This is a genomic window from Dongia sp. (assembly GCF_041910485.1).
In the GTDB taxonomy this organism is placed as follows: domain Bacteria; phylum Pseudomonadota; class Alphaproteobacteria; order Dongiales; family Dongiaceae; genus Dongia.
This window is the reverse complement of record NZ_JAYRQR010000045.1, coordinates 29,824-53,168: the sequence shown is the minus strand read 5'-3', so window position 1 is coordinate 53,168 and position 23,345 is coordinate 29,824. Positions and strand designations below refer to the sequence as shown.

22 protein-coding genes are annotated in these 23,345 nt (G+C 61.1%); 5 read left to right on the top strand and 17 right to left on the bottom strand.

The window, feature by feature from the left end; all coding sequences use genetic code 11:
- Positions 1-130 precede the first annotated feature (130 nt).
- Both ACE3PP_RS14440 and ACE3PP_RS14435 read left to right on the top strand, forming a co-directional pair.
- Positions 131-1,504, top strand: coding sequence for an aspartate aminotransferase family protein (locus ACE3PP_RS14440; protein ID WP_374383476.1), 1,374 nt, complete (start codon positions 131-133; stop codon positions 1,502-1,504).
- Positions 1,505-1,785: 281 nt separating this feature from the next.
- Positions 1,786-3,879 carry a hypothetical protein gene (locus tag ACE3PP_RS14435; protein WP_374383474.1) on the top strand — a complete coding sequence of 698 codons (2,094 nt, stop codon included), beginning with the start codon at positions 1,786-1,788 and terminating at the stop codon, positions 3,877-3,879.
- Between the two features lie 16 nt (positions 3,880-3,895).
- On the opposite strand, the gene ACE3PP_RS14430 is transcribed toward ACE3PP_RS14435, so the two are convergent.
- Genes ACE3PP_RS14430 through ACE3PP_RS14410 form a run of 5 tightly spaced genes read right to left on the bottom strand, consistent with a single transcriptional unit; the run spans position 3,896 to position 9,830 of the window.
- A complete protein-coding gene (locus ACE3PP_RS14430; protein WP_374383472.1) occupies positions 3,896-4,699 on the bottom strand; it encodes an SDR family NAD(P)-dependent oxidoreductase in 804 nt (267 codons plus the stop codon).
- A gap of 3 nt (positions 4,700-4,702) precedes the next feature.
- On the bottom strand, positions 4,703-5,374 hold the full coding sequence (gene betI, locus ACE3PP_RS14425; protein WP_374383469.1) for a transcriptional regulator BetI: 672 nt from the start codon (positions 5,372-5,374) through the stop codon (positions 4,703-4,705).
- A 10-nt stretch (positions 5,375-5,384) separates the two neighbouring features.
- Positions 5,385-6,575, bottom strand: a complete 1,191-nt coding sequence (locus ACE3PP_RS14420; RefSeq protein ID WP_374383468.1) for an aminomethyltransferase family protein — start codon at positions 6,573-6,575, stop codon at positions 5,385-5,387.
- Positions 6,575-8,173 carry a phytoene desaturase family protein gene (locus tag ACE3PP_RS14415; RefSeq protein ID WP_374383466.1) on the bottom strand — a complete coding sequence of 533 codons (1,599 nt, stop codon included), beginning with the start codon at positions 8,171-8,173 and terminating at the stop codon, positions 6,575-6,577. The genes ACE3PP_RS14420 and ACE3PP_RS14415 overlap by 1 nt, the downstream gene beginning before the upstream one ends.
- Before the next feature lies 1 nt (position 8,174).
- The gene (locus tag ACE3PP_RS14410) at positions 8,175-9,830 is read right to left on the bottom strand and encodes a phytoene desaturase family protein (protein ID WP_374383464.1); all 1,656 of its coding nucleotides are present in this window, start codon (positions 9,828-9,830) and stop codon (positions 8,175-8,177) included.
- Between the two features lie 141 nt (positions 9,831-9,971).
- On the opposite strand from ACE3PP_RS14410, the gene ACE3PP_RS14405 reads away from it, so the two are divergent.
- A complete protein-coding gene (locus ACE3PP_RS14405) occupies positions 9,972-11,036 on the top strand; it encodes a thermonuclease family protein (protein ID WP_374383462.1) in 1,065 nt (354 codons plus the stop codon).
- On the opposite strand, the gene ACE3PP_RS14400 is transcribed toward ACE3PP_RS14405, so the two are convergent.
- Together ACE3PP_RS14400 and ACE3PP_RS14395 are read right to left on the bottom strand one after the other, a co-directional pair.
- Positions 11,033-11,809 carry an amino acid ABC transporter permease gene (locus tag ACE3PP_RS14400; protein ID WP_374383460.1) on the bottom strand — a complete coding sequence of 259 codons (777 nt, stop codon included), beginning with the start codon at positions 11,807-11,809 and terminating at the stop codon, positions 11,033-11,035. The genes ACE3PP_RS14405 and ACE3PP_RS14400 overlap by 4 nt on opposite strands.
- 53 nt (positions 11,810-11,862) lie before the next feature.
- Positions 11,863-12,663 carry a transporter substrate-binding domain-containing protein gene (locus ACE3PP_RS14395; RefSeq protein ID WP_374383458.1) on the bottom strand — a complete coding sequence of 267 codons (801 nt, stop codon included), beginning with the start codon at positions 12,661-12,663 and terminating at the stop codon, positions 11,863-11,865.
- A 247-nt stretch (positions 12,664-12,910) separates the two neighbouring features.
- On the opposite strand from ACE3PP_RS14395, the gene ACE3PP_RS14390 reads away from it, so the two are divergent.
- The gene (locus ACE3PP_RS14390) at positions 12,911-14,623 is read left to right on the top strand and encodes an EAL domain-containing protein (RefSeq protein ID WP_374383456.1); all 1,713 of its coding nucleotides are present in this window, start codon (positions 12,911-12,913) and stop codon (positions 14,621-14,623) included.
- A 9-nt stretch (positions 14,624-14,632) separates the two neighbouring features.
- On the opposite strand, the gene ACE3PP_RS14385 is transcribed toward ACE3PP_RS14390, so the two are convergent.
- From ACE3PP_RS14385 to ACE3PP_RS14340, 10 genes are all read right to left on the bottom strand, one after another.
- Positions 14,633-15,583: a substrate-binding domain-containing protein gene (locus tag ACE3PP_RS14385; protein ID WP_374383454.1), complete on the bottom strand. Its 951-nt coding sequence runs from the start codon at positions 15,581-15,583 to the stop codon at positions 14,633-14,635.
- 164 nt (positions 15,584-15,747) lie between these two features.
- Positions 15,748-16,179, bottom strand: coding sequence for a fluoride efflux transporter CrcB (gene crcB / locus ACE3PP_RS14380; RefSeq protein WP_374383452.1), 432 nt, complete (start codon positions 16,177-16,179; stop codon positions 15,748-15,750).
- Between the two features lie 94 nt (positions 16,180-16,273).
- Entirely contained in the window at positions 16,274-16,675 is a 402-nt protein-coding gene (locus ACE3PP_RS14375; RefSeq protein WP_374383450.1) for a DUF6285 domain-containing protein, read from the bottom strand.
- Entirely contained in the window at positions 16,672-17,733 is a 1,062-nt protein-coding gene (locus ACE3PP_RS14370) for a phosphotransferase family protein (RefSeq protein WP_374383448.1), read from the bottom strand. The genes ACE3PP_RS14375 and ACE3PP_RS14370 overlap by 4 nt, the downstream gene beginning before the upstream one ends.
- A 3-nt stretch (positions 17,734-17,736) precedes the next feature.
- Positions 17,737-18,936, bottom strand: a complete 1,200-nt coding sequence (locus tag ACE3PP_RS14365) for an acyl-CoA dehydrogenase family protein (protein WP_374383446.1) — start codon at positions 18,934-18,936, stop codon at positions 17,737-17,739.
- 12 nt (positions 18,937-18,948) lie between these two features.
- Positions 18,949-19,713 (bottom strand): SDR family NAD(P)-dependent oxidoreductase, encoded by a 765-nt coding sequence (locus ACE3PP_RS14360; protein ID WP_374383445.1) that lies wholly within the window; start codon positions 19,711-19,713, stop codon positions 18,949-18,951.
- Positions 19,714-20,205: 492 nt separating this feature from the next.
- Complete coding sequence (gene ppa / locus ACE3PP_RS14355; RefSeq protein WP_374383443.1) at positions 20,206-20,739, bottom strand: inorganic diphosphatase; 534 nt, start codon at positions 20,737-20,739, stop codon at positions 20,206-20,208.
- A 177-nt stretch (positions 20,740-20,916) separates the two neighbouring features.
- Entirely contained in the window at positions 20,917-21,297 is a 381-nt protein-coding gene (locus ACE3PP_RS14350) for a hypothetical protein (RefSeq protein WP_374383442.1), read from the bottom strand.
- A gap of 168 nt (positions 21,298-21,465) precedes the next feature.
- Positions 21,466-21,843: a hypothetical protein gene (locus ACE3PP_RS14345; protein WP_374383440.1), complete on the bottom strand. Its 378-nt coding sequence runs from the start codon at positions 21,841-21,843 to the stop codon at positions 21,466-21,468.
- Between the two features lie 152 nt (positions 21,844-21,995).
- Positions 21,996-22,454 carry a PAS domain-containing protein gene (locus ACE3PP_RS14340; protein ID WP_374383439.1) on the bottom strand — a complete coding sequence of 153 codons (459 nt, stop codon included), beginning with the start codon at positions 22,452-22,454 and terminating at the stop codon, positions 21,996-21,998.
- Positions 22,455-22,589: 135 nt separating this feature from the next.
- Here ACE3PP_RS14340 and ACE3PP_RS14335 point away from each other — a divergent pair, with 135 nt between their 5' ends.
- Complete coding sequence (locus ACE3PP_RS14335; protein WP_374383438.1) at positions 22,590-23,339, top strand: GntR family transcriptional regulator; 750 nt, start codon at positions 22,590-22,592, stop codon at positions 23,337-23,339.
- The last annotated feature ends 6 nt before the right edge of the window (positions 23,340-23,345 follow it).

Here is a 23,345-nt window from a genome sequence, read left to right as displayed (position 1 = left end):
CATGATAGATTTTTTGTACAAACATTCAATGACCGGACGGTGACAATCGCCCTAAAAGCGACTTGAGGCACACCCAACCGGAGCGCGGCGTAACACCCGCATCACTTTGAGAGCATGGAGATTTTCAATCATGTCGACGATTAAAACCGACCGTCGCAAAATGGATAAGAACCGGGCCCATTTCCAAGAGGCCGTGAAGCACCTGCCGCTGGGTGTCAGCTCCAACTTCCGCTATTGGGGCGACGAGAACACCGTCTTCGTGAAGAAGGGCAAGGGTGCCCGCCTGTGGGATTTGGACGGCAACGAATATATCGATTATCGCCTCGGCTATGGTCCGGCGATCCTCGGGCATTGCCATGATGCGGTCGATGCCGCGGCGCGCGAGGCGCAGTCGGTCGGCACCGTCTACGCGCTCGGCACTGAAAAGGAAGTGACCGTCGCCAAGCTCATCAAGGAGATGATGCCGGCGGCCGATCTGGTCCGTTTTTCGAACTCCGGCACCGAAGCCGTGATGGCCGCCCTGCGCCTGGCGCGCGGCTACACCGGCAAGGACAATTACGTCACGTTCGAAGGCTCCTACCACGGCCTCTTCGATGCCTCCATGTGGACGGCCGATCCTGAGGACATGAAGGATCAGACCAAGCAGCCCAAGGTCATTCCCTATGGCCAGGGCATCCCGCAGCTCGTCCGCCAGCTCTTCTGGCAGGTCCCCTATAACGACGCGCAGCGTCTCGAGGACGTGCTGAAGAAGAATCACGACACCATTGCCGCCGTGCTGATCGAGCCGATCCTCGGCAATTGCTGCGGCATCCCGTCGAAGCCCGAGTTCATCAAGGCCGTGCGCGAACTCTGCACCAAGTACGGCGTGCTGATGATCGTCGACGAAGTGAAGACCGGCTTCCGTGTCGCCAAGGGCGGCGCGCAGCAGCTCTACGGAATCGAAGCCGACATCTTCACCGTCGCCAAGGCCGTCGCCAACGGCTATCCGATCGCGGCGATCGGCGGCAAGGAAGAGATCATGCGCAAGTACGGCAAGGGTGTCGCTCACGGCGGCACCTACACCGCCCAGGCCATGAGCCTCGCCGCGGCCGAAGCGACGCTGAACATCCTCAAGAACACCGATGCCCTGAAGAACATCGCCGATTACGGTCAGGCGATGCAGGACGGCATGCACAAGGTGCTGACCAAGCGCGGCATCCCGCACAGCTTCACCGGCCACCAGTCGATGTCCGGCCTCTTCTTCAGTGCCGAGGCGCCGACCACCTATCGCAACTGGAAGCTCTCCGACTACACCTTCTACGACACGATGGCGGGCTACCTCATCGACATGGGCGTGATGTGCGAGCCGGACAGCCGCGAACCCTGGTTCATCTCCTCCGCGCACGACCAGAAGTGCCTTGAGGAAACCTTGAACAAGTTCGAGGAAGCCGTCGACCTCACCCTCAACGAACTTTCCAAGGGCCGCAGCGAAGACAACAAGCTGATGCCCGGCATCAGCGGCTGATTCCCAAATCACCGACCTGAAGATGCGAACGGCGCCGTGGCAACACGGCGCCGTTTTCATTTGTCACAGGCCCGACACTTTTTGGCCGGCGCGCGCGTCCATCCCCTCGCCGCTGCAACGACTTCAACATGTTCCCGCCCGTACCAATCATAACTTCCCCCGACCATCACATCCTGGGCGACGGGGCAGCGCCAACGCGCGCAATTTTCAACAAACACCGAAAGTTGACCGCAACCGTCCAGCCTTGAAACGCTCGACGCAACGTTTCTGGGGAGGAATCGATGCCGCAATATCAAAACGGAACACCACGCGCCGACATCCTGATCGGTACTTGGTGGAACGACATCATTTTCGGCGATGGCGGCCATGACGTGATCTATGGCGATCGTGGTGACGATCGGCTCTACGGCGACACCGGCAACGACATCCTCTGGGGCGGCCTGGGCCGGGATCAATTGTTCGGCGATAACGGATTCGACAAAGGATTCGACACCGCCGTCTACAAGACATCGGCCGCCGCCGTGAACATCGACCTGACCCGCGCCATTCAAATCGGCGGCGAGGCAGAGGGGGATCAGCTCTTCGGCATAGACGGCGTCGTCGGATCGCGCTTTGACGACACGCTTGTCGGCGACGCACGGAACAACACTTTCCGCGGTGGTGCAGGCGCTGACCGCATCGATGGCGGCGATGGTATCGACAAAGCGAGCTACGCCTACTCGAGCGGTGCCGTCGATGTCGACCTCACCCGCAGCGGGGCTCAATTGGGCGGCGATGCGGCAGGCGACACCTTGCGCAACATCGAGGATTTGCAGGGCAGCGATTTCAACGACCGCTTGGTTGGCAATGACCAGCGCAACAATATCGCTGGCGGCAAAGGCGCAGACTTCATTGACGGTGGTATGGGGCGGGACTTCGTTGACTATCGCGGATCGACCGCCGTCAATGTCGACCTGGCTCGCGCTACTCAAATCGGTGGCCATGCGCAAGGCGACCAACTCATCAGCATCGAGAATATTCGAGGAACCAGCTTCAACGACATCCTCACCGGCACCACGGGCGGGAACGAACTACTCGGCGATGAAGGCAACGACGTCATCGACGGCGGTGGTGGAAACGACATTCTCAAGGGCATGAACGGGGACGATACCGTCACGACTGGCAGCCAGGGCTTTGCCGATGGCGGGACCGGTGTCGACACACTGGTTGTCCATTTCGACGAGCGCGACCCCTTTGATGGCGTCGAAGTCTACGTCAACAGCAACAACTACCTCTCCACCCGATACATGAGCGACTATGACCCCCCTGCTGGCTATAATCTCAGCGCCGTCAATTTCGAGCACGTCGAACTGACTGGCACGCAATGGTCGGACAGCCTGATGGGGACAAACGGCGCCGACATCCTTATGGGTGGCGCCGGAGACGATTACATCCAGGGCGCCATGGGCGACAATCTCGACGGCGGTGACGGCCGCGATTCCGTCGAGTTGCACTATGACCCGACCAACAACATGACCGTCAATGTCGACTTCCAGGCAGGCTTTGCCACCGGAATGGCAGGGCTCGCCAATTTCGAAGACATGACCGTCTTCACAGGCTGGGGCAACGACACGATCATCGGCGGCACCGGCTTCAACTATGTAAACACCCAGGCCGGTGGAGATTTCGTCCAGCTCTTCGGCCACCACAACTACGCCGATCTCAGTCCCGGGGATTTCGACGAATTCGACACCTATATCGGTTCGGACGGAATCGACCAGGTCTGGGTCGGCAAGCGCGGCGACGTAGATGGCGGTGGCGGTGCCGAGGATGTTCTGGGTCTTCGCTTCTACGGACCCGACTCCGTTACCTTCGATGCCGTGGTGGGTATCTCGTCGACCGGACTCACCTTCCGCAATTTTGAGCAGTTCAATCTCTATCGTGAAGACAGCGTTGCCGGCGACAATGTCCGCCTCGGCTTGTCCCACGATTTCTTCTCCGGCTCAGGCGGCGACGATTTTGTCGATGGCCGCGACGGCAACGACATCCTGCGTGGCGGCGCTGGACAGGATTCCCTATCCGGGGGCTCTGGTTCCGACCAGCTCTATGGCGACCTCGGCCATGACGATCTCACCGGTGGAACAGGCGACGACCGATTCTATTTCAGCCAAGGGCACGATTACATCACCGACTTCAGCGAGGCCGAGGGCGACCTGCTCATCATCCCGACCGACATGCAGGATGCGGCCCATGACAGCTTCGCCGACTTGATGGCGACCGCCGAGGATACGGTAGCCGGCTTGCTTCTTCACAGCAGCGATACTGGCTCTACTTTGCTGCTGGCCGGCATCACGAAGGCGACGTTCAGCGAATCCTCGGTCGAGTTTCTGGTGTGAGGCTCACTTCCAGCCGTCACAGCGTTCCCGGGAACAGCTTCCACGCGCCCACCGCGTCAAGATAGGGCAGCGACGGGTAGTCGGTGATGGTCAGCCCGCCATCGACGGTGAGCACAGTCCCCGTGACGAAGCTCGCCTCGCCCGAGGCCAGGAACAGGACAGCGCGCGCAATCTCGTCCGGCGTCCCCATGCGCTGCAACAGCGAGGCGCCTTTCTCCCAATCCTCGGCGGCGCCGCTGCCCCCCGTCGTCTCGGTCTTGATCCAGCCGGGCGACACAGCGTTGGCGCGAATGCCAAAGGGCGCCCCTTCCGTCGCCAGCGCCCGCGTCAGGGATTCGAGCGCCGCCTTGGCCATGCCATAGCTGCCCCAATTGCCGTGCAGGGTCGCGGTCGATGAAATGTTGACGATGCTGCCCCGTGTCCCCTTCAAGGCGGGCAAGGCGTAGGACGAAACGAAATAGGCGGAATGCAGATTGGCCGACATGATTTTGCCCAGCCGTTCGCCGGGACTGTCGGTCCTTTCGATGCCGGATCGCCGCGCGCCGGCCCCGGCATTGTTGACGACGACATCCAGCTGTCCGCACGCCGCCAAGATATCGGCGATCAACTGGCGCGCATTCGCCTCGATACCGACATCGGCGGCAAAGGACACGACCGATGCCCCCTCTGCCCGCAGCCGCCCCGCTGCCGCCTCGGCCTTCGCCGCATCCCGTCCGACAATGGCAACCCGCGCCCCTTCGGCAGCCGCGCGCCGAGCGATGCCAAATCCAATGCCCGTCGTGCCACCCGTGACCAGGACGACCTTGCCTGCGAAGCGCATGCCCTACTCCTTTACCGTCTCCTTCGCCCGCTTCTCCAGTACGGCGAGCTGCTGGCTCTGATCGTAATAGAGATCCAGCAATTTCACGAAGGCCAAGCAGGACCGGATGGAATCCTTCGCCTTGAACGTCTTCGGATAAAGCAGCGCCTGCAGCCAGAAACCGTCGATCATGGCGGAAAGAGCGGCAGCAACCCGAACCGAGACCTTCTTCGCCTGCTGCACGCCGTCCGGCTGCGCGATGCAGATCTGATAGATCTGCTGCTCCAGTTCCTTCACGTAACGGCGCTCGACAGCGGTCGCCGCGTCGCGGAATTTGTCGCGGAGTTCCGGATCGGACCAGAAGGCGAACCAGACGGCGAGCTTCTCGCCCGTAAAGACGTCCCGGTCGAAATAGGCGGCGATCATCGCCTCCAGGCGCGACCAGGCATCCGCCTTGGCTGCATCAACCCGCTCGCTCCAGACCTGCATATACTCCTGGGCGAGGTGCTTGAAGACTTCCTCGAACAGCTTGTCCTTGCTGTCGAAATGAAAGTTCATGAGGCCGACTGAAACACCGGCCGCCTTTGCGACCCGGCTGACCGTGGTGCCATGATAGCCATGCACTGCGATCACCTGGATCGTCGCCTCGATGATCTCTTTCTTCCGATTGGACCGGATGCCGGCATTGCGCGCCATGATCTCGCCCTCAGACGATCTCCTTCTTCCTGGGCGGATCGAAGAACATCCGGTTCCGCGTCCAGCATTTGACCATGCTGCGCTCGATCTTCTTTTCCTTCGGATACCAGATTTCGATCCACATTTCCGTCCCCGGCTTGGTATAGGCCGGTGGAATTTGCGCGAAGGCGATGTTCTTTTTCAAGAGCGGCGACCACATGGCTGAGGTCGTAAGCCCCAATTCCTTGGTGCCTTTTTCGTCCGCATAAAGGAAGGCGCCCGGTGCCGGCTTGCGGCCCTCGATTTCGACGCCGGACAGGATGAAGCGGGACGAACCCTCCGCCTTTTCCTTTTGCAGCGCCCGCTTGCCGACGAAGTAAGCATCTTTCTTGAGGGCGACCGCCCAGCCGATCCCCGCTTCGATCGGCGAAACGCGCTGGGTGGGGCGGATCGCATGGTGCGACCCGATATAATCGACATCGACCAGGATGAAGCCGGCCTCGATCCGGGTCATCTCCAACGCGTGCCCACCCATCGGCGCGATCTTCAATGGATCGCCGATGCGGAACAGTGTCTCCCACAGCCACAGCGCATCCTGGGGCTTCACCCAGATCTCGTATCCGAGATCGCCAGTGAAGCCGGCGCGGTCGATGCGCAGCCAATGACCATCGACGCTGGTCTCCATGATGCCGAAATGCGGCAGCTTGCCGATCCCCTGCACACCCAGGGTTTCCAGAATGATGCGCGCATTCGGCCCCTGCAGCGACAGGCCGGCGAGACTGTCCGATACCTCTTCAATATCGACAGAGAAGCCATAGGCGCTTTCGTTCAGCCAGTGCAGTTGATGGAGCGCCGCATTGAGCAGGAACTCGTTCTCGCCGAGCCGGAAAATCGTACCTTCCTCGATCATCCGCCCGTCATCGTCGCACCAGGCGGTATAGGCCGCATTCATCGGCTTGATCTTGGTGAGATCGCGCGTCACCAGATAATTGGCGAACTTCGCCGCATCCTTGCCCTTGATCGCATATTTGATCAGCGGCGAGACATCGTAGACGGTGGCGCCGTTGCGACACGCCATATACTCCGACTGCGTCGAGTCATAGAAGGCCGGCGAATAGAATCCCTGCCAGCGGATCCAGCCCGCACCATGCATCAAGGCCGACATCGGCTCATAAAATGGTGTCTTCTTCAGGAAGGGCTTCAGATGCTGTACGTGCGTCATCAGGCGGCTCCCTTTCGCGCATTCTTCAAATCTTTGAGGATTTCCCGCGCCGCATTGGCGCCGGCTGCGCCCGAGACATTGCCACCGGGATGCGCCCCCGATCCGCAGAGCCACAGACCTGGCAAGGGCATCTTGTATTGCTGGAACGAAGCCGCCGGGCGCAGGAAGAAAACCTGATCCAATGTCACTTCGCCCTGGTGCCATTGGCCGCCGGACAGATTGAACTGCGCCTCCAGATCGTGCGGCGTCAGCACTTCGGATGCAGTCACCAGTCCCCTGATGCCGGGCGCAATCTGCTCCAGCACGTTGAGCGTGCGATCCAAGATTTGTGTACGGGCTTCTTCCGCCGTCGTGGTGCGCAGCTTATAGGGCGCGTACTGACTGAGAATCGAGAGCACATGCTTGCCGCTCGGCGCTAGGCTTGCATCGGTCAAGGTCGGCACGACGATTTCCAGCGCCGGGTTGTCGGCGACGCGGCCGTATTTTGCGCAATCGAAGGCGTGCTCGACATAGTTCGTTGACGGAGCAAACACCATGCGGCCTTGCGCATTGCGGAACACATCCGGCAGGCCATCCAAGGCGAGATGAACCTTGGCGACGCAGCCATTCATACGCAGGTGGCGCATGCGTTTCAGGAACTCGGTATCGAGATTGCCTGGCTCAACCAGATGCAACAAGGTCCGCTGCGGGTCGGCGCTCGATGCCACGATCGGTGCGCGGATCTCCTCACCGCTCGCCAGCACCACGCCGACGGCCTGTTCTTTCTCGATCAGGATCCGCCCGACCGGCGCCTGCGTGCGGATGGTGACGCCAGCTGCCTTGGCCGCCTTCACAAGCGCGTCGATGACGGCGCCCATGCCGCCTTGCGGCAGATAGTGCCCGCCCTGCCCGTGCTTCGCATCCATCGATGCCAGGCGGTAAAGCAAGTTGAAGACCGTATTGGGCGAGCGTGGCCCCAGATAGACCCCCAGCGTCGCTTCGAAGCCGAGCAGCCCTTTCAGTATGTCGCTTTCGAAGAAGTCGTTGGCGAGATCCGCCACGTTGATGGTGAGGATGCGGGAAAGCTCCAGCATATCCTTCTTGCCCATCATGCGCAGTTTCAAGGCGAACATGCCGAGCGCCAGCTTGGTCTGGAAATCATTTGAACTCGGCGACGGGCTCGGCGGTGTGCGCAGCAGGAAGCTACCCAGGGCGCCTGCCAATCTGACGAGCCGCTCCATGCGCGGATGGTAGGCAAGTGAGTCGGCTTGGCTGAATTTGGCGATCGAAGCTTGCGTCGCCGCCTTGTCGGCGGTGAGGTCAAGCCGCGTACCGCCCGGCAGCATCGCCGAGGTCCCGATTGCCTTTTCCGCGATCCTCAAGCCGTGATTGGTAAGATTGAGGTCGGCAATGATCTTCGGATGCAGCGCATGGAGCAGATGCGCCACGGCAGAAGCGCGATATCCCTTGGCGAATTCGCGCGTCTGCGCGGCTCCCCCCGGCTGCTCACCCGCTTCCACCAGCAGCACCTTCTGTCCGGCCTTCGCGAGGTAGGTTGATGTCACCAAACCATTATGGCCGGCGCCGATAACGATGACGTCATATGTGTTGGCGGCCATGTCACACCACCCCGTGCTTGAAGTCTTTGAGCATCTCGCGCGCCGCATTGGCACCGGGCGCGCCCATCACGCCACCACCTGGATGCGTCCCCGATCCGCACATATAGAAATTGTCGAACGGCCCGCGATATTGGCCAAGGCCCGGGAACGGTCGGTTGAACAGCATCTGGTCGAGCGTCAACTCGCCCTGGAAGATATTGCCTTCCGTGAGGCCGACCTCGTTCTCGATGTCCCACGGTGTGCGCGTCTGGCAATGCAGGATCAGTTTCTTGAAACCCGGCGCATTCATCTCGATCGTGTCGAGCACATCCTTCTCGAACGCCGCCTTCATCTCCGGCGTCCAGGGTTGCTCGGCGAGTTTATAGGGCACGTATTGCACGAAGACCGACATGAAGTGCTTGCCCGGCGGCGACATGGTCGGATCGACCGTGGTTGGAATGACGATGTCGAGGAACGGCCGCTTCGACCAGGAACCGTATTTGTAATCGTCATAGGCCCGTTCGATGTAATCGAAATCGCCACCGATATCGACCGTGCCCCAGGCCGATTCCTTCGGCAGGCCGGCGAATTGCGGCAGCCCGTCGAGTGCGATGTTGAGCTTGCCCGACGAGCCCCGGATCTTGAAGTTCTTGGCGTAGGTATGAATGTCCGGATCAATCGCGTCGAGGTCCGATTTTTCGATCAGCTTCAGATAGGTGCGCTTCGGGTCGGCATTGCTCACCACCGTCCGCGCATAAATCTCTTCGCCATTCTTCAGGGTGACACCGACCGCCTTGCCGTTGCGGACGATGATCTTGTCGACTTCCGCATTGGTCCTGATCTCGACGCCAGCTTCGGTCGCGGCCGAGGCGATAGCTTTCGAGACCGAGCCCATGCCGCCGCGCGCGAAGCCCCAGGCGCCGATCTGCCCGTCGACCTCGCCCATATAATGGTGCAGTAGCACATAGGCGGTGCCCGGCGAATAAGGCCCCAGCGCCGTGCCGATGATCGACGAGGCGGCGGCAAAGCCCTTCCAGCGCGGTGTCTCGAAATATTCATCGAGGAAATCGCCGATCGACATCGTCCAGAAGCGGATGATCTCATACATCTGCTTCTCGCCCATGCGGCCGAATTCGCGCGCGATCTTCAGCAACCCTTCAAGGTCCGTGCGCTTGCCCCACGGGTTGATCTTGTTCTGAGCGAACGGGTTGATCTGCGTCGGATCGGGCGGTGTCACCATCAGCAGCGGTTTGATGAAGCGGCACTGCCGGCTGATCTCGGCGGCATAGTGATCATAGGCCTCGGCATCCTTGATCGAATGCCGGCGCAGCGATTCACGCGTGCGGTCATGGTCCGAATAAGTGACGATCCCCTCGCCTTCCGGATTGGGCGACGAGTTGATCTCATAGGGGATCACCTGCAGCCCGTGCCGCGGCAGATCGAGGAAGCGGAAGATCTCCGGCCGAAGGAGCGAGCACACATAGGAGCAGGTCGAATAGGTGAAGCCGGGATAGATCTCCTCCGACATCGCCGCCCCGCCGACCTTGTGGTAGCGCTCGAGGACGAGGACCTTGAGCTTGTTCTTGCCCTCCTTCTCGCCCCCTTTGGCCAGGTAAGCCGCCGTTACGAGCCCGTTATGGCCCCCGCCAATGACGATCGCGTCGTATTTCGGTGCCATTCGCCCCCCTTCAAGCTGAATACCCGTTCAATTATTGAATGCTTATTCAGTTTCAAGCTCACTGTCCAGACCCCCATTGACGCTGGCCCCCGCGCTCTTTACCAAGACCGCCAGGGACGCAGAAAAAGTCTAGGATTTTCAATGAAGATTAAGATCGCCCTCGCCGGCGCCGCCCTCTTCGCCCTTGTTCTCGCCGGCCCGGCTGCCGCCAAGACCAAGAATCCGCTGCAGCCCCCGCCCCCGGCCGTTCCGGTGGGCGATGTCGATGCCACCCCCCTCGATCCGCCTGTGCCGCCGACCCTCGAAGGAACCGGCCAAGCCATTGATGGGGATGAGATTGCGATCGGCGATGTGATCTTCCAGCTGGACGGCATCGCCGCCCCCTTGATGACCGTGCCGATGGGTCCCGAGGCGCGCGTGGCACTGCAGGCCCTCATCGACGGTCAGCGCCTGACCTGCCAAGTGCTCGGTCGCGGTGAAGATCAGAAGCATCTCACCGGCACCTGCAAGATCGGCGAGGATGATGTTGCCGAGGCGATGCTCGCTGGCGGCATGGCGGCCGTCTATCGGCAGGTCACATCGCAAAACGCCGAAGAACGCGAACGCGCGGCACGCTATGACGCCGCAGAAACCGAAGCGCGCGGTCGCAATCTGGGCCTGTGGACGAAGCCGGACGCAGAGCCTGTGAAGCTTGAGCAGGCGCCGCCACCGGCAACGGCGATCGACCGCGATCTGGTACGCGGCTGGCTGATTCAGATTCCGCTGATCGGGTTCCTGGCGATTGCCGGCCTCATTGCCCTGTTCGTGACCGGCAGTCGCCGCCGCGCGCGTGAGGCGCTGGCGGAGAGCGATATGCAGGGCCTGCTTGCCAACCTGCTGGGCGAAGTGCTCGCAGTCCGCGCCGCGGCGCAGGCCGCATTCGACGGTACCGCGAGCCTGATCCAGGATCTACCCATTCCGACGGCACAACTGGCGAGCATCGCCTTACCGCCGATGACGGTCTTCGAGGCCAATGCCGACAAGCTGGGCTCCCTGCCGCGCGAGGTCTCGGTCGATCTGGTGCAGTTCCACGCCCGCCACCAGATCGTGACCAAGGTCCTGTCGCAGGCCGCGACCCTGCGCTGCGAGCAGTTGCGGGCCGCTTTCGAGGCCCTGGTCCAGTCGGCAGACGAGCCGATGAGTCGCGCCGAGAAACTGCTCGACTAGATGTGTTGCGGATAGCGCCGCTCGAGATAGCGGGCGAGCATGGTGAGCAGGACCAGGATCGCCATGTATTGCAGTGTCAGGAACGTATAGATCTCCATCGGATGGAGGATCTGCGTCTGCAGCAGCATGGCGCGACGGGTGATCTCCATGACTCCGATGGCGCCGCCGAGGGATGAATCCTTCACGATCGAGATGAACTGACTGGTCATCGGCGGCAGCATCCGGCGCACCGCCTGCGGCAGGATGATTCGGCGCATGAGGAGCGGTCGCGACATCCCGAAGGCAAGACCCGCATCCACCTGCTGCTTGGAGACGCTTTCAATGCCAGCGCGGAAGATTTCGACCAGAAACGCGCCGGAATTGAGCGACAGGCCGATGCAAGCCGCCGTGAACGGCGTCATTTGCGCCAGCAGATCGAGGCCCGGTAGATCGCGGTATTCATCCGGCAGTTCATTGATGGCGATCGGCAGCGCGTAATAGATCCACAGCAGCAGCACGAAGAGCGGCACCATGCGGAAGCCTTCCACATAGATCCAGGCGATGCGCCGGGCGCCACGATGCTTCGAGCGCCACATCATGGCGCCCAGCAGCCCGATCAACGATCCGAACACGATCGCGTAAGATGAGATCACCAGCGTGTACTGGATGCCTGCCAGCAAAAACCAGAAATGCTGATCACCCTTGGGCGTACCCGGCACCAGGGGCGTCCAATCTCCACAGCCGGCAAGCAAGAGCGGCGCAAGGAACACAGCCCAGCGCCGGAAGACAAACAAAAACCTCCCCCCGTTCGGGGGGAGGTTGCCGATATACCGATCTCCGTTCAAATTCAGCTGCCCGCGATCCATTTGGTGAAGAGGGCGTCGAAAAAGCCGGATTGGGTGCGAGTTGCGACCCAGGTGTCCAGCCAGTTGCGCCAGACGAAATCGTCGCGAACCGTCATCATGGCATTGGGCTGTCCTTCGATCGCATGCGTCGGATCGACGGCGACCAGCTTGTCGGCATATTGCGCCAGCGCCTTCTTGATGAAGACGGTATCGGTGATGGCAGCATCCACCTTGCCGGCGAGGAGTTCCTGGTAGTCGAGCGCGGGCGCCACGATCGGGACGATTTCGGCCTTGGTGAAGTTCTTCTTCGCGGATTCCTCGGCCGAGGTGCCCGACTGGACGGCGATGCGGACGCCTTCCTTGTCGAGATCACGCCACACGGCATATTTGGCGCCGTCCTTCGACTGCACCAGCGGCACCAGGGGCGAGTCCAGATAGGGCGCCGAGAAGCCGATGCTCTTCAGCCGTTCCAGCGTCAAGGTGATGCCGGACGCCGCCACGTCATACTTGCCGGCCTGAATACCAGCGGCGAGCGTTTCCCAAGTCGTCGGCACGAATTCGACCTTCACACCCAAATCGGCGGCGAGTTGGTTCGCCACATCGATCTCGTAGCCCTTATAGGTGTTGGTGGCCGTGTCGAGTTCAGAATAAGGCGGATAGTCGCCGGTCGTGCCGACCCGCAGCGTGCCACGCTCGAGAATCTGATCGAGTGTGGATTTGGATTCATCTGCCGCTGCAATGGCCGGCAGTGAGAGGACCACTGCTAGCACCAATGCGGCAAGGCTCTTTAGAAGCTTACGCATGGACAAAACTCCCCGATACGATGGTTTCGCCCCTGGATAGCGCGTAACTCACTCTTCTGGCAACGAAATCGGAGACGGCCGAACACAAGCAAAACTTTGCTCGCCTAGGTAATTTTTCTTATTCTATTATGCATTGCACATCAATTGTTTGATACAATTTTAACCCTAAGTACGGAAAATTGTCTGCAGGGGGAATAAATACGTGGATGGCCTGCGCTCTATTCCGCCGGGGACCTCGAAATAGGCAATGACTGTACCTTTGAGCGATCGATTGCGCGAGGAACGCGACCGCTTTGTCGGCTTTGCGTTCTCAAACGCTGATGTCCTTTTGGAGCTGGATGAAACCAGCCGCGTCCTCTGGGCTGGCGGCGCGGTCAAATCGATCCTGGGTGTCGACACAGAGTGGTTGACCGGCAAGCCGCTCGCCGACTTGCTGACGACACCGGATGCCATCTTGTTGAAAACGGCACTGCGCAACCTCCTGCCCGGTCAAAGACGGCGCGACCTCAACCTGATACTGGCGGAAGCCAGCGAGCCGCAGCCGAACAGCACCGGTGACCAGCATTTGACCTTAGCCACCTGCATAAACCGGTCACTCAAGAAGGACCAGGCACACTATTTCCTCAGTATCAGCAACGCCGCCCTCAACGCCGTCCCCCACAGCGGCGCCAGACGCCGTGACCGCATCACCGGCCTGACGGAAGCAGTCGAGTTCACCTACGCGGCTTCTCGTGCGGTACAGGAGGCCAGGAAATCAGGCAGGTCTGCTTGCCTCACCTTGCTCGAAATCTGTGAGGTCGAAGAACTCAACCGTCTCATGGGGCCAGCGCGCGCGGAATCGCTGATGGCGGAGATCGGCGCCCAATTGAAGCTGCATGCCCTGGTGCCGGATGCCGCTGCCAAGCTTGGTGACGGAAAATTCGGCGTGACCCATTTGGACGACATGGACCCGAATTCAATCATCGAAGCGATCAACCAAGTCGGCGACAGTTACGATGTCAGCCGGGAGGCCATCCACGCTGCCGGCAAGACGATTTCGTTCCAAGCGTCCTCGTTGGCGGATGACGATGTCGAAAGCATCCTCTCCTACGTGGTCGGAAAATTCAGTAGCGAAGGCGTCGCCAATTTCGATGCGGGTGAGGCTGACAAGTACTTCAAACGCATGACGGCTGAGGTATTGAGCCGGGTCGTTGCCATGCGCGATCTCATTCACCAGCATCGGATCAATCTGCATTTCCAGCCGATCGTGCATCTGCAGGACCGGGCACCACATCATTACGAGGTCCTGCTGCGCTTCGAGGATGGCCGGTCCCCCTTTGCCGATGTCATGTTCGCTGAGGAAATCAATATCGTCCATGAGCTGGATCTGGCAGTCGCCTATGGTGCCATTTCGCGCATCGAGCAATCCGCCGAAAAGGGGCGAGACCTGCGGCTGGCCGTCAACATGTCGGCCCGTTCGCTGCTCAATGACAATTTCATCGACATGTTCGATAAACTGGCGGCCAAGCTGGGCAAGAACCGGAACCATTTGATTGTCGAGGTCACTGAATCAGCCAAGCTGGATGACCTGCCCAAGGCTGCCCGCGCCGTTGACCATTTGCGCAGTGCCGGGCACCTGGTATGCCTCGATGATTTTGGTGCCGGGGCTTCGTCCCTGCCCTATCTGCAGCAGTTGCAGGTGGATTTCGTGAAGATCGACGGCGCCTATATCAAGAGCATCACGGAATCACTGCGGGAGCGCGCGATCGTCCAGGGCGTGCTGACCACTTGCCGCTGCCTGAATATCAAGACCGTGGCTGAGATGATCGAACGCGAAGACCAACACAAGTGCCTGTTGGAACTCGGCACGGACCTGGGTCAAGGCTGGCTGTATGGAAGGCCATCGCCTGAGATTCCACTGCCAAACATCAGCAGCAATCGCGTCGGCAAGCGACAAGGCGCCAAAGATCAATGGGGTTGATGCGCGGTTCTAGCGCACACCGGGCGTCAGCGCTTGCAGCGCCGTCGCGTCAGTCTTCTCAATGATGCTGGGGCCAGTCGCATAGAGTCCGTCGGCCACAACCGGACGCAGCTTGTAGCGTTTCAAAAGATCGAGCGTGACGACCGGAACATAGCCCATCAAGTATGGCTGCGCATCTATCGTCCAAAGCATGCGACCGTCGGCGATGGCCGCGAGCACTCCAGGTGAAACATCGAATGCCGCGATGCTCGGGCGCCGTTCCACAGGCAACCGTCCAACAATATCGATGACCTTTTCGGCGACGGCCGTGCCGAGGCTCAAAATGAAATCCGTTTCGGGATGCGCGGCGAGATAGGCACCAAGATCACGCTCAACAGCACCGGCCTGCAATGACGTTTCCAGAACCGGTGCATTGGCACCAATGCCGCTGCTGAAGCCGTGGCAGCGGGCTTCAAGGCTGACATTTCCAACCTCATGGTCGATACACACCGGATGCTTGAAGCTGCGTTCGCGTGCTCGATACCCGGCTTCGATTCCAGCCCCAAATTCCGGCTGGCCCATGAAGTACAAGGCACCGACCTTCTTCGCCAGAGATGGGCTTCCAGAGTCGATGATGATGACTGGAATTTGCGCCATCGTTGCCGCCTTGAGTGCCGGACCAAGAACGCTTTCATCTGGCACCGATACGACCAGGCCATCGGGATGCGACGTGACAGCAGCGTCAACCAACGCCTTCATCTCGCCGAGATCGAAATTCGCCGGCGCCCGATATTCGACCGTGGCACCAACCCGTGCCGCAGCTTCACTCATGCCATTCTTGACAATGGTCCAATACGGATCATCGGGCTGGCCGTGCGTGACAAAAATGATCCGCGCGCCACTTTCTGCCAGCGCGTCAGCCTCCAGCGATGTCAACAGAAGCAATGAAAACAGAAACTGTACAAGCCATCGTCGACCCATACGTCACAACCTCATGTCAGCGATCCGGAGCAGCAGATTGTATCGCCGGCTTCGTTAACAACATGTGGGGTTCACATTCAGAAGAAGGTATATTTCTCCGAATGAGAGGAGGGACTGGATCCTCGAACGTGCCAGCAAGGACGATTGTCCTCTCGCTGAGGCCATCAGCCGACGTTTGCCCGGATGACCGCCAACCCCAGAAAAACAGCGGCGATCGACATCACAACCGAGCCCAGCACATACAATGCAGCCGGTGCCAGTGCGCCGCGTTCGTAGAGCATCGCCGTGTCGAGCGAGAAGGCAGAAAACGTCGTGAAGCCGCCAAGAACGCCGGTCGTCAGAAAGAGGCGCCATGCTTGGCTCGCCTCGCCCCGGAGAGCGAAGTAGCCTGCAACCAGTCCCATCGCCAACGACCCGAGCACGTTGATGATCAGCGTCCACCACGGAAAATCGGGGCCGAGGAAGCGCAATGTCAGCGAATTCACACCGTGCCGAATGGCACCGCCGATTCCTGCCCCAATGAAGACGATGATAAAATTCACGAGCGGCCCCTCTTTAGCTGCGATCTCAATCGTCACCGATGCAGCGGTCGCCATGCAAGTCGCATCGCCGCTCATCCCGACCCATTGTGAAAGCACCCCTTTAGAATCAAAATCGCGGGCAACCCATCGCCGGACGCACAGCCGATGCCTAGACCGCCGATTCCGCGCCCCGGCCACGTTGGCGTTGCGCGAGATATTTGGTGTTGGTGATACGGAGCTCTGCCGCTGTCGTGTCGACCAGATGATCGATGAGGCGCGTTTCCTCAGGCGTACCGGGCCGGAACTTGCGGGCACGAATATCGGCCGCCAATCGGCGCCGCAGGGCACCGAGATCGTCACCGACATTGCCGTCGTAGAGACGCTGGAAGCTCTGCAACTCATCACGACGGGAGTCCGTGGCACTCTCCAAATCCTGCTTCGCGACCGAGATCGCGCGCGCAATCATCGCCGCCTGGAACTTCTGTCGCCCATTAAGGGTGGGCAGAAGGTCCTCTTGCAGCGTCGCCAAAGCGGCATCCAGCAGCGCGTCGACGCCAGGTCTCTGCTTCATGCGGCATCTCCTTCACCATGACGCTTCTTCGGCAGCGGCTTGAAGCCCGGCAACCGCAGATCGACCAGCAGGTCATATTCCATTTCGAGCGAGACGAGGCCGGTCAGCGCCAGTTCCATCGAGCGCTCGCGCCCCGACAGATGACGTTCAGCCTGCTCCAGCGACATGATGGCCCAGCGGAGTGCAGCCATCTGTTCCCAATAGCGCACCTTGCCATCATCGACAGCCCCCCCGCCGCCCGCTTCGTAGCCGGCATAGAAGGCGGCGCGGCTGCCGATTCCACCCGCCTCCGCCCCATACATGCCGAAACGCCAGCAGCGGGCGCAGAACCAGCCGAGATCCTCGTACGGGTCCGACCAGCCGACGAATTCGAAATCGAGAACGCCGGTAAGCTTGCCGTCCGCGACCAGATAGTTGCCGGTGCGGAAGTCACGGTGGCACAAGCGCAGCGCCTCGGCGCCGCGCGCATAAGTGGAGGCTTCGTCCTCAAGACGGTTGATGGCCCATTCGAGAACCGGCTGCGCCTCCGGCAGGCGGTCGAGTTGGGCGCGATGATGGGCGAGCCTCTCTGCGACCAGCGCCGACGGCTTCGGCAGAAAAGCAAGATCCGCCGGAGCCGACGCGAGCGTCACTTGATGGAGCTTCGCCAATTCGGCACCAAGTTCCCGCGCCAGCGCTTCGCCCTGCTCTTCTTCGATATTGCGCACGAGCTTGCGCGGATCAGCGGAGCCTGAAAGCCGCTCGGCGATGTAGAAGGGCTGGCCGATGATCTCACCGCTTGGCTCGAGCCACAGGGGTGCCGGCGCCTTGACGCCCGTGGCGCGCGCCGCCTTCAGCAACGCGAATTCCTGGACTTTGCCCCAGCTTTCGGCAATGCCGCTCGGCGCGTCGGCGCGCAGGACCACGGCATGCACCTTGCCGTCGAGATCTAGGTCGAGCGCCCAGTTTTCCTGAATGGCGCCGCCGCCAAGACGGCCGATCAGCTCTGCCGAAACGTGCGCCGCGCCGCTTTCGCGGCGGATGAACTCCTCGACGGCTTTGATCTTATTCGCCAGCACGCTTCAACCCCATTTCCAGAAATCGGCACCCTCGCTCGCCAGATGCTGGGCAAGGACCATCTTGTGCACTTCCGACGCACCATCGACGAGGCGCGCCTGTCGCGCATAACGGTACATCCATTCCAGGATCGTGTCCTTGGAATAGCCCTTGGCACCCAGGAGCTGGATGGCCGTGTCGACGGCCTTGTGCAGGCAATCGGCAACCGCAACCTTGGCCATCGATACTTCCTTGCGTGCACGGTGACCGAGGTCGAGCTGATAAGCCGCGTTATAGGTCAGCAGGCGCCCCATCTGCACCTGCATGGCCGCCTCACCCAGCATCCATTGGACGCCTTCATGTTCCATCAAGGTCGTGCCGAAGGCCTTGCGGTGCTGCACATGGCGCGAAGCGATATCAAGCGCGCGCTTGGAAAGGCCGAGCCAACGCATGCAATGCGTGAGGCGCGCGATGCCGAGGCGGATCTGCACGGCCTTCATCCCCTCGCCCACCCCCATCAGGCGGTTTTCGTCCGGAATTTCGAGCCCGTCGAAAATGAGCTCGCAATGCCCGCCATGTTCTTCCGGTCCCATGATCGGGATGCGGCGCTCGATGCGCCAGCCTGGCTGGTCGCGGTCGAACAGAAAAGCGGTAAGACCGTGGCGCGGATCATCCGACGTGCGCGCCAGCAGGATGAAATGCTCGGCCGCCTCGCCGCCGGTGATGAACCATTTGCGGCCGTGCACGATCCATTTATCGCCACGCTTCTCGGCCGTGGTGCGCATCATGCCGGCGGGATCGGAACCGGAACCGGGATCCGGCTCAGTCATGACGATGGCCGAGCGCGCTTCGCCATGCACGATCGGCAACAGCCAGCGCTCCTGCTGCGCCGGCGTCGCCACGCGGCAGAGGAGATGGATGTTGCCGTCGTCGGGGGCCGCTATGTTGAAACAGACGGGGCCGAAGATCGAGCGGCCCGCCGCTTCGTAGATCGGCACCAGTTCGGTGAAGTGGAGGCCCTTGCCGCCGAGACGTTCGGGCAATTGGAAATTCCACAGGCCGGCCGCCATCGCCTTGGCGCGCAGCTTTTCCAGGAGATCCTCGCGGATGTTCTCGCCGGCATCGAAATTGGCCCGGTCGGCTTCGAGCGGGATGACATGCGCGTCCAGAAAGGCGTCGATCTGGCGGACAAATTCCGCCGCGCGCGGACTGATCGAGAAATCCATGAATGGGCCTTTCTAGAGACTGGAATTGAGATGGCCGCCATCGACCGTGAGAACCGAGCCGGTCATGTAGCGCGACGCGTCGGAGGCCAACAGCAGCAACGGCCCGTCGAGATCCTGCAGCGTCCCGAGGCGGCGCTGCGGGATGCGCTTGATGAGGGCGGCGCCGGCCTCGGTGCTGAAGAACTCGTCATTGAGGGCCGTACGGATATAGCCGGGCGCCAGGGCGTTGACGCGGATATTGTGCCGCGCCCATTCCAGCGACAAGGCGCGTGTCATCTGGATCATGCCGGCCTTCGACACGGCGTAAGGCAAGGTCTGGCTGGCGACACGCTGGCCCAGGATCGAGGCGATGTTGATGACATTGCCGGGTGTCTTCGCCGCAACCCAGCGCCTTGCCGCCTCGTGTGCTGCGAGCCAGGCGCCTTTGAGATTGGTATCCATCACCTGGTCCCAATCATTGTCGGCAAGATCGAGTGCCGGCACGGTGAGCGAGATGCCGGCATTGTTCACGAGGAGCGAGATCGGCCCCAGCGCGTTCTCGGCTGCGGCGAAGGCCGCGTTGATGCTGGCCGCTTGGGTGATGTCACCGGTGACGGCGGCGGCGCGATGGCCGGCAGCGGTGAGCTTTTCGGCCTCGGCGGCGACCAGATCGCCGCGGCGGGCCATCAGCGCCACGGCGGCACCCGCTTCGGCGAGGACAGAGGCGAAATGGCGGCCGAGATCGCCCGACGCGCCGGTCACCAGCGCCACCTGGCCGGAAAGGGAAAATGCCGTCATTGCTGCCCCTGCCCCTTGCTTCGGGAGAATCTTTTTTCTTCGGCGCCACTATGCCCGGCAGATGGCGGATTGGGAAAGGGTGCCGTGCAAAGAAGAAACCCGCCGCGGCCTTGGCCCGGCGGGTTTCGCGTCATGTCGCGGGGATCTATCTGGCCGGATCGCTTGCCGACCTGCGGTGCTTGGACCTCGGGTCCAGGACGCACCCCTCGGAATCCCCGGCTCTCAGAATGGAAGCTGACGCTTCAATCTGCTGTCTTGAGCCAGATTGTGGGAACATATCGCCGGTGGAGTCATGTTTCTTACGCACCCTCCTGTTGGCAGTTGGCCGGGTCATCCGCCGAGCTGCCAGCCAAGTCACTCTCCTGGGGGAGGGGCCGCGGCGCTGGTGGATCTTGGAAACAGGAGTTCCTTATCGCACAGGCCGCGGCATTCGTCAACAAAAACGTAACAAAAATGCGCGTATTGCGCAGCAATTATTCCGTTTATTGCGCGTTATTTGGCGCTTTTCGCGGCATCGATGCCCTTGCGGATGAGGTCGACAGCCTCCTCCGGTTCGGCCCAGCGCGCGAACTTGACCCACTTGCCCTTCTCCAAATCCTTGTAATGGCTGAAGAAATGGCGGACCTGCTCACGCAGAACCTCCGGCAGGTCACGGTACGAACTGACGTTCGAGTAGAACGGGTGGAGCTTGTCGACCGGCACGGCGATGATCTTCTCGTCACCGCCGGCCTCATCTTCCATCATCAGGCAACCGACGGGACGCGAGCGCACCACGGCGCCGGGAACGACCGGCGTCGGCCCCAGGACGATGATGTCCAAGGGATCGCCGTCGCCACCCAAGGTGTGCGGGATGAAGCCGTAATTTCCGGGATAGAACATCGCCGTATAGAGGAAACGGTCGACGAACATCGCGCCCGAATCCTTGTCGAGTTCATACTTCACCGGCGTACCGCCGAGCGGAATTTCGATGATCGCGTTGAGGTCGTAGGGCGGGTTCTCGCCGATTTTAATCTTGCTGATATCCATAACGGTCTCTTTCGGGGCTCATGCCGGCCGGTCAAGATGCCGGCGCGGCTTATGCTGCACTGCAAATAAAGACCAATCGCCCGCCGCTGCAAGGAAAAACCACCAACCGGCCGCCAAGTCACAAAAAAACCCCGCTTCCACCCAGGTGGCAGCGGGGCTTCTTTGAGAAAAAGAACGTCAGTTCAGGACGTTGTAGCCCCGGCCCGCCATGCAACGACGATAGACGTCGCGCTGGTTCTGGACACCGGTCACGGCACCGCCGCCAAGGCCCACGGCACCGCCGGTGGCCGCACCGAAGGCAGCGCCTTCGCCGGCGCTGACACCGCCCACCAGGGCACCGGTGATGGCGCCAAGGGCCGCGCCGGCGGCCGCGCCGCCCAGGGCACCCACGGCCGCATCCCCAACCGGGCTCACCTGGTTGGCGTATTGCTGGCACTCGTAATCGTCCTGCGAATACTGGGTCGGATTCGCCCCTTTGGTATCCACCATCGGCTGGCTGTAGCTGGAACAGGCCGCCAGCAACGAGGCCGTCAAGACAGCCGCCACAATCCGTTTCATATCAAAATCCCTTTCTGCTTCTCGTCCCGGCGCTTGGGCCCCTCTGCCCAGGCTGCCAGATAGCTATGAAATCTCACGTATTATAATGCGTTTCCCTACCCTGCCGCACACTCAAATTTCGGTGAACGGCAGGCCCCCGGGACGGGGATGCTGACCAACCGACCGGGCTTAGTAGTAGGTCGAATAGCCGCGGCCGCGCATGCAATTGTTAAGAACCTGCTTCTGGTTCTGCGTGCCGGTATAGGCGCCGCCGGCAAGGCCCAGAACGCCACCCGCCGCCGCACCCACCGCCGCACCCTCACCCACCGAAACGCCCTTGAAGAGTGCGCCGGAGAGGGCGCCCAGGGCCGCACCGCCGGCAGCACCACCGATGGCGCCCACAGCTGCGTCCTGAACCGGGCTGACCTGGTTTGCATAGGCCTGGCACTCGGCCAGGTCCTGATTATAGGTGTTGGCGCCAGCCTGCTGGTAATAAGGCTGATAGGTCTGCGCAAAAGCGCTGGTCGACAAGAGCGTCAGGGCGGCGGCAAGCAGAATGCGTTTCATGGCGTGATCCTTTTCCCAACCGATTTGCCCGGGTCCCCGCAATGGGGTGGGCTGCTGGTTGAAGATCTAAGGGCAAAGCCGCTTTCGCGCAGTGATCTGAAGCACAGGTTTGGCGTGACAGGGCGCACAGATCGCCGCTGTTCGCCCCCAATTCATGCCCAAAAGGGGGTCAGCACGACCATCATCTGATCCACTTTCGCGCTGGTCGAGGACAGGGGTAGCATTAGCACCTCATATCGAATGAGGCGCCCACCATAGGGAATTTCCCGGCTGTAATGCTGTGGTTGGCCCTCGTCGACGGTCCGGCTGAAACTCTGCTGCGCCACGGCGTAATAGTCTTCGTCAAAGCATTCATCGAGGTAGCGGCGACTGCAATCGACGCCGAACAGCTCGACCTGTCGTGTCCCATCGAGCCGGCACCAGAACCGCCGCGGATTTTCATGGACGTCAAAAAGACTGATGTCACCCAGAGCATAGACCATTTCGGTAGGATCGAAATCCGCTCGACTCGGCCAGCGCCGGCCTCCACGCTTCCCCTCCCAAAGCGCCAGAATTCGCTTGAGCGTCGGATGCTGCACCGCTTCCGCCAGTCGTGCGACGTCTTCATTCATGCTGCGGCCGCGTCCCCCTGCTGATGCATCAGTATGAACGCCATCGGGCAAGCGAATCCAGCGCTCTATTGACACTTCGCCGCCGCACGATAGAGAGGGTTGAAACAGCAACCAGGAATTTCGGGCCCCCACCTAATGCGCAAGACCGCCACCAAGAAAAAGCCGACCATCAAGGCAAGCGGACAACGGTCGAAAGGACCGGAACGCCGCGCCAAGCGGCGCGCGCCCGTGTCGCCCATCCAGATCTATGAGCAACTACGACAGCGTATAGCGACGCGCCTATATCCACCCGGGATGCGCCTCAGCGAATCTGAATTGGCAACGGAATTCGGCCTGAGCCGAACGCCGATCCGGCAGGCCTTGCAGCGCCTGGCAACGGACGGGCTCGTTGCCATCAAGAACGGTGTCGGCGCCACCGTGACCGACCTCGACCGCATCGAAATTGACCAGGCCTATTACTTGCGTTGCCAGTTGGCGGCGATGATCGGGCAGACAAATCCCAAGCCGTTGTCGCAGGAAGATCTCGCCGAACTGAAGGCCGTGCACCTTAGGGTCAAGACACTACTCAGTCGGCGCGGGAGCGTGGCGCTCGCGGAATTTTCGGAGTTGTGCGAGCGTTTCCACAACATCGTCAACAACGTCATCGGTTCGCGCATGCTGCGCGATTTCATCGAGATCCTCTACCACCAGACGGACCGCTTCTGGTTCGGCTGGATGAGCGAAGCCGACATGCGTGCCGAAGTAACGCACTTCCTGCATGAAGTCGAAGAGACGCAGCGCGCGCTGGAGATCAACGATTTCGAGGCGGTCGGCTATATCCGGCGCAACCACATCACCATGATGCTGGCACGCATGAGCGCCTATCGGGATGCGGTCGGGACTTGAAAGGGC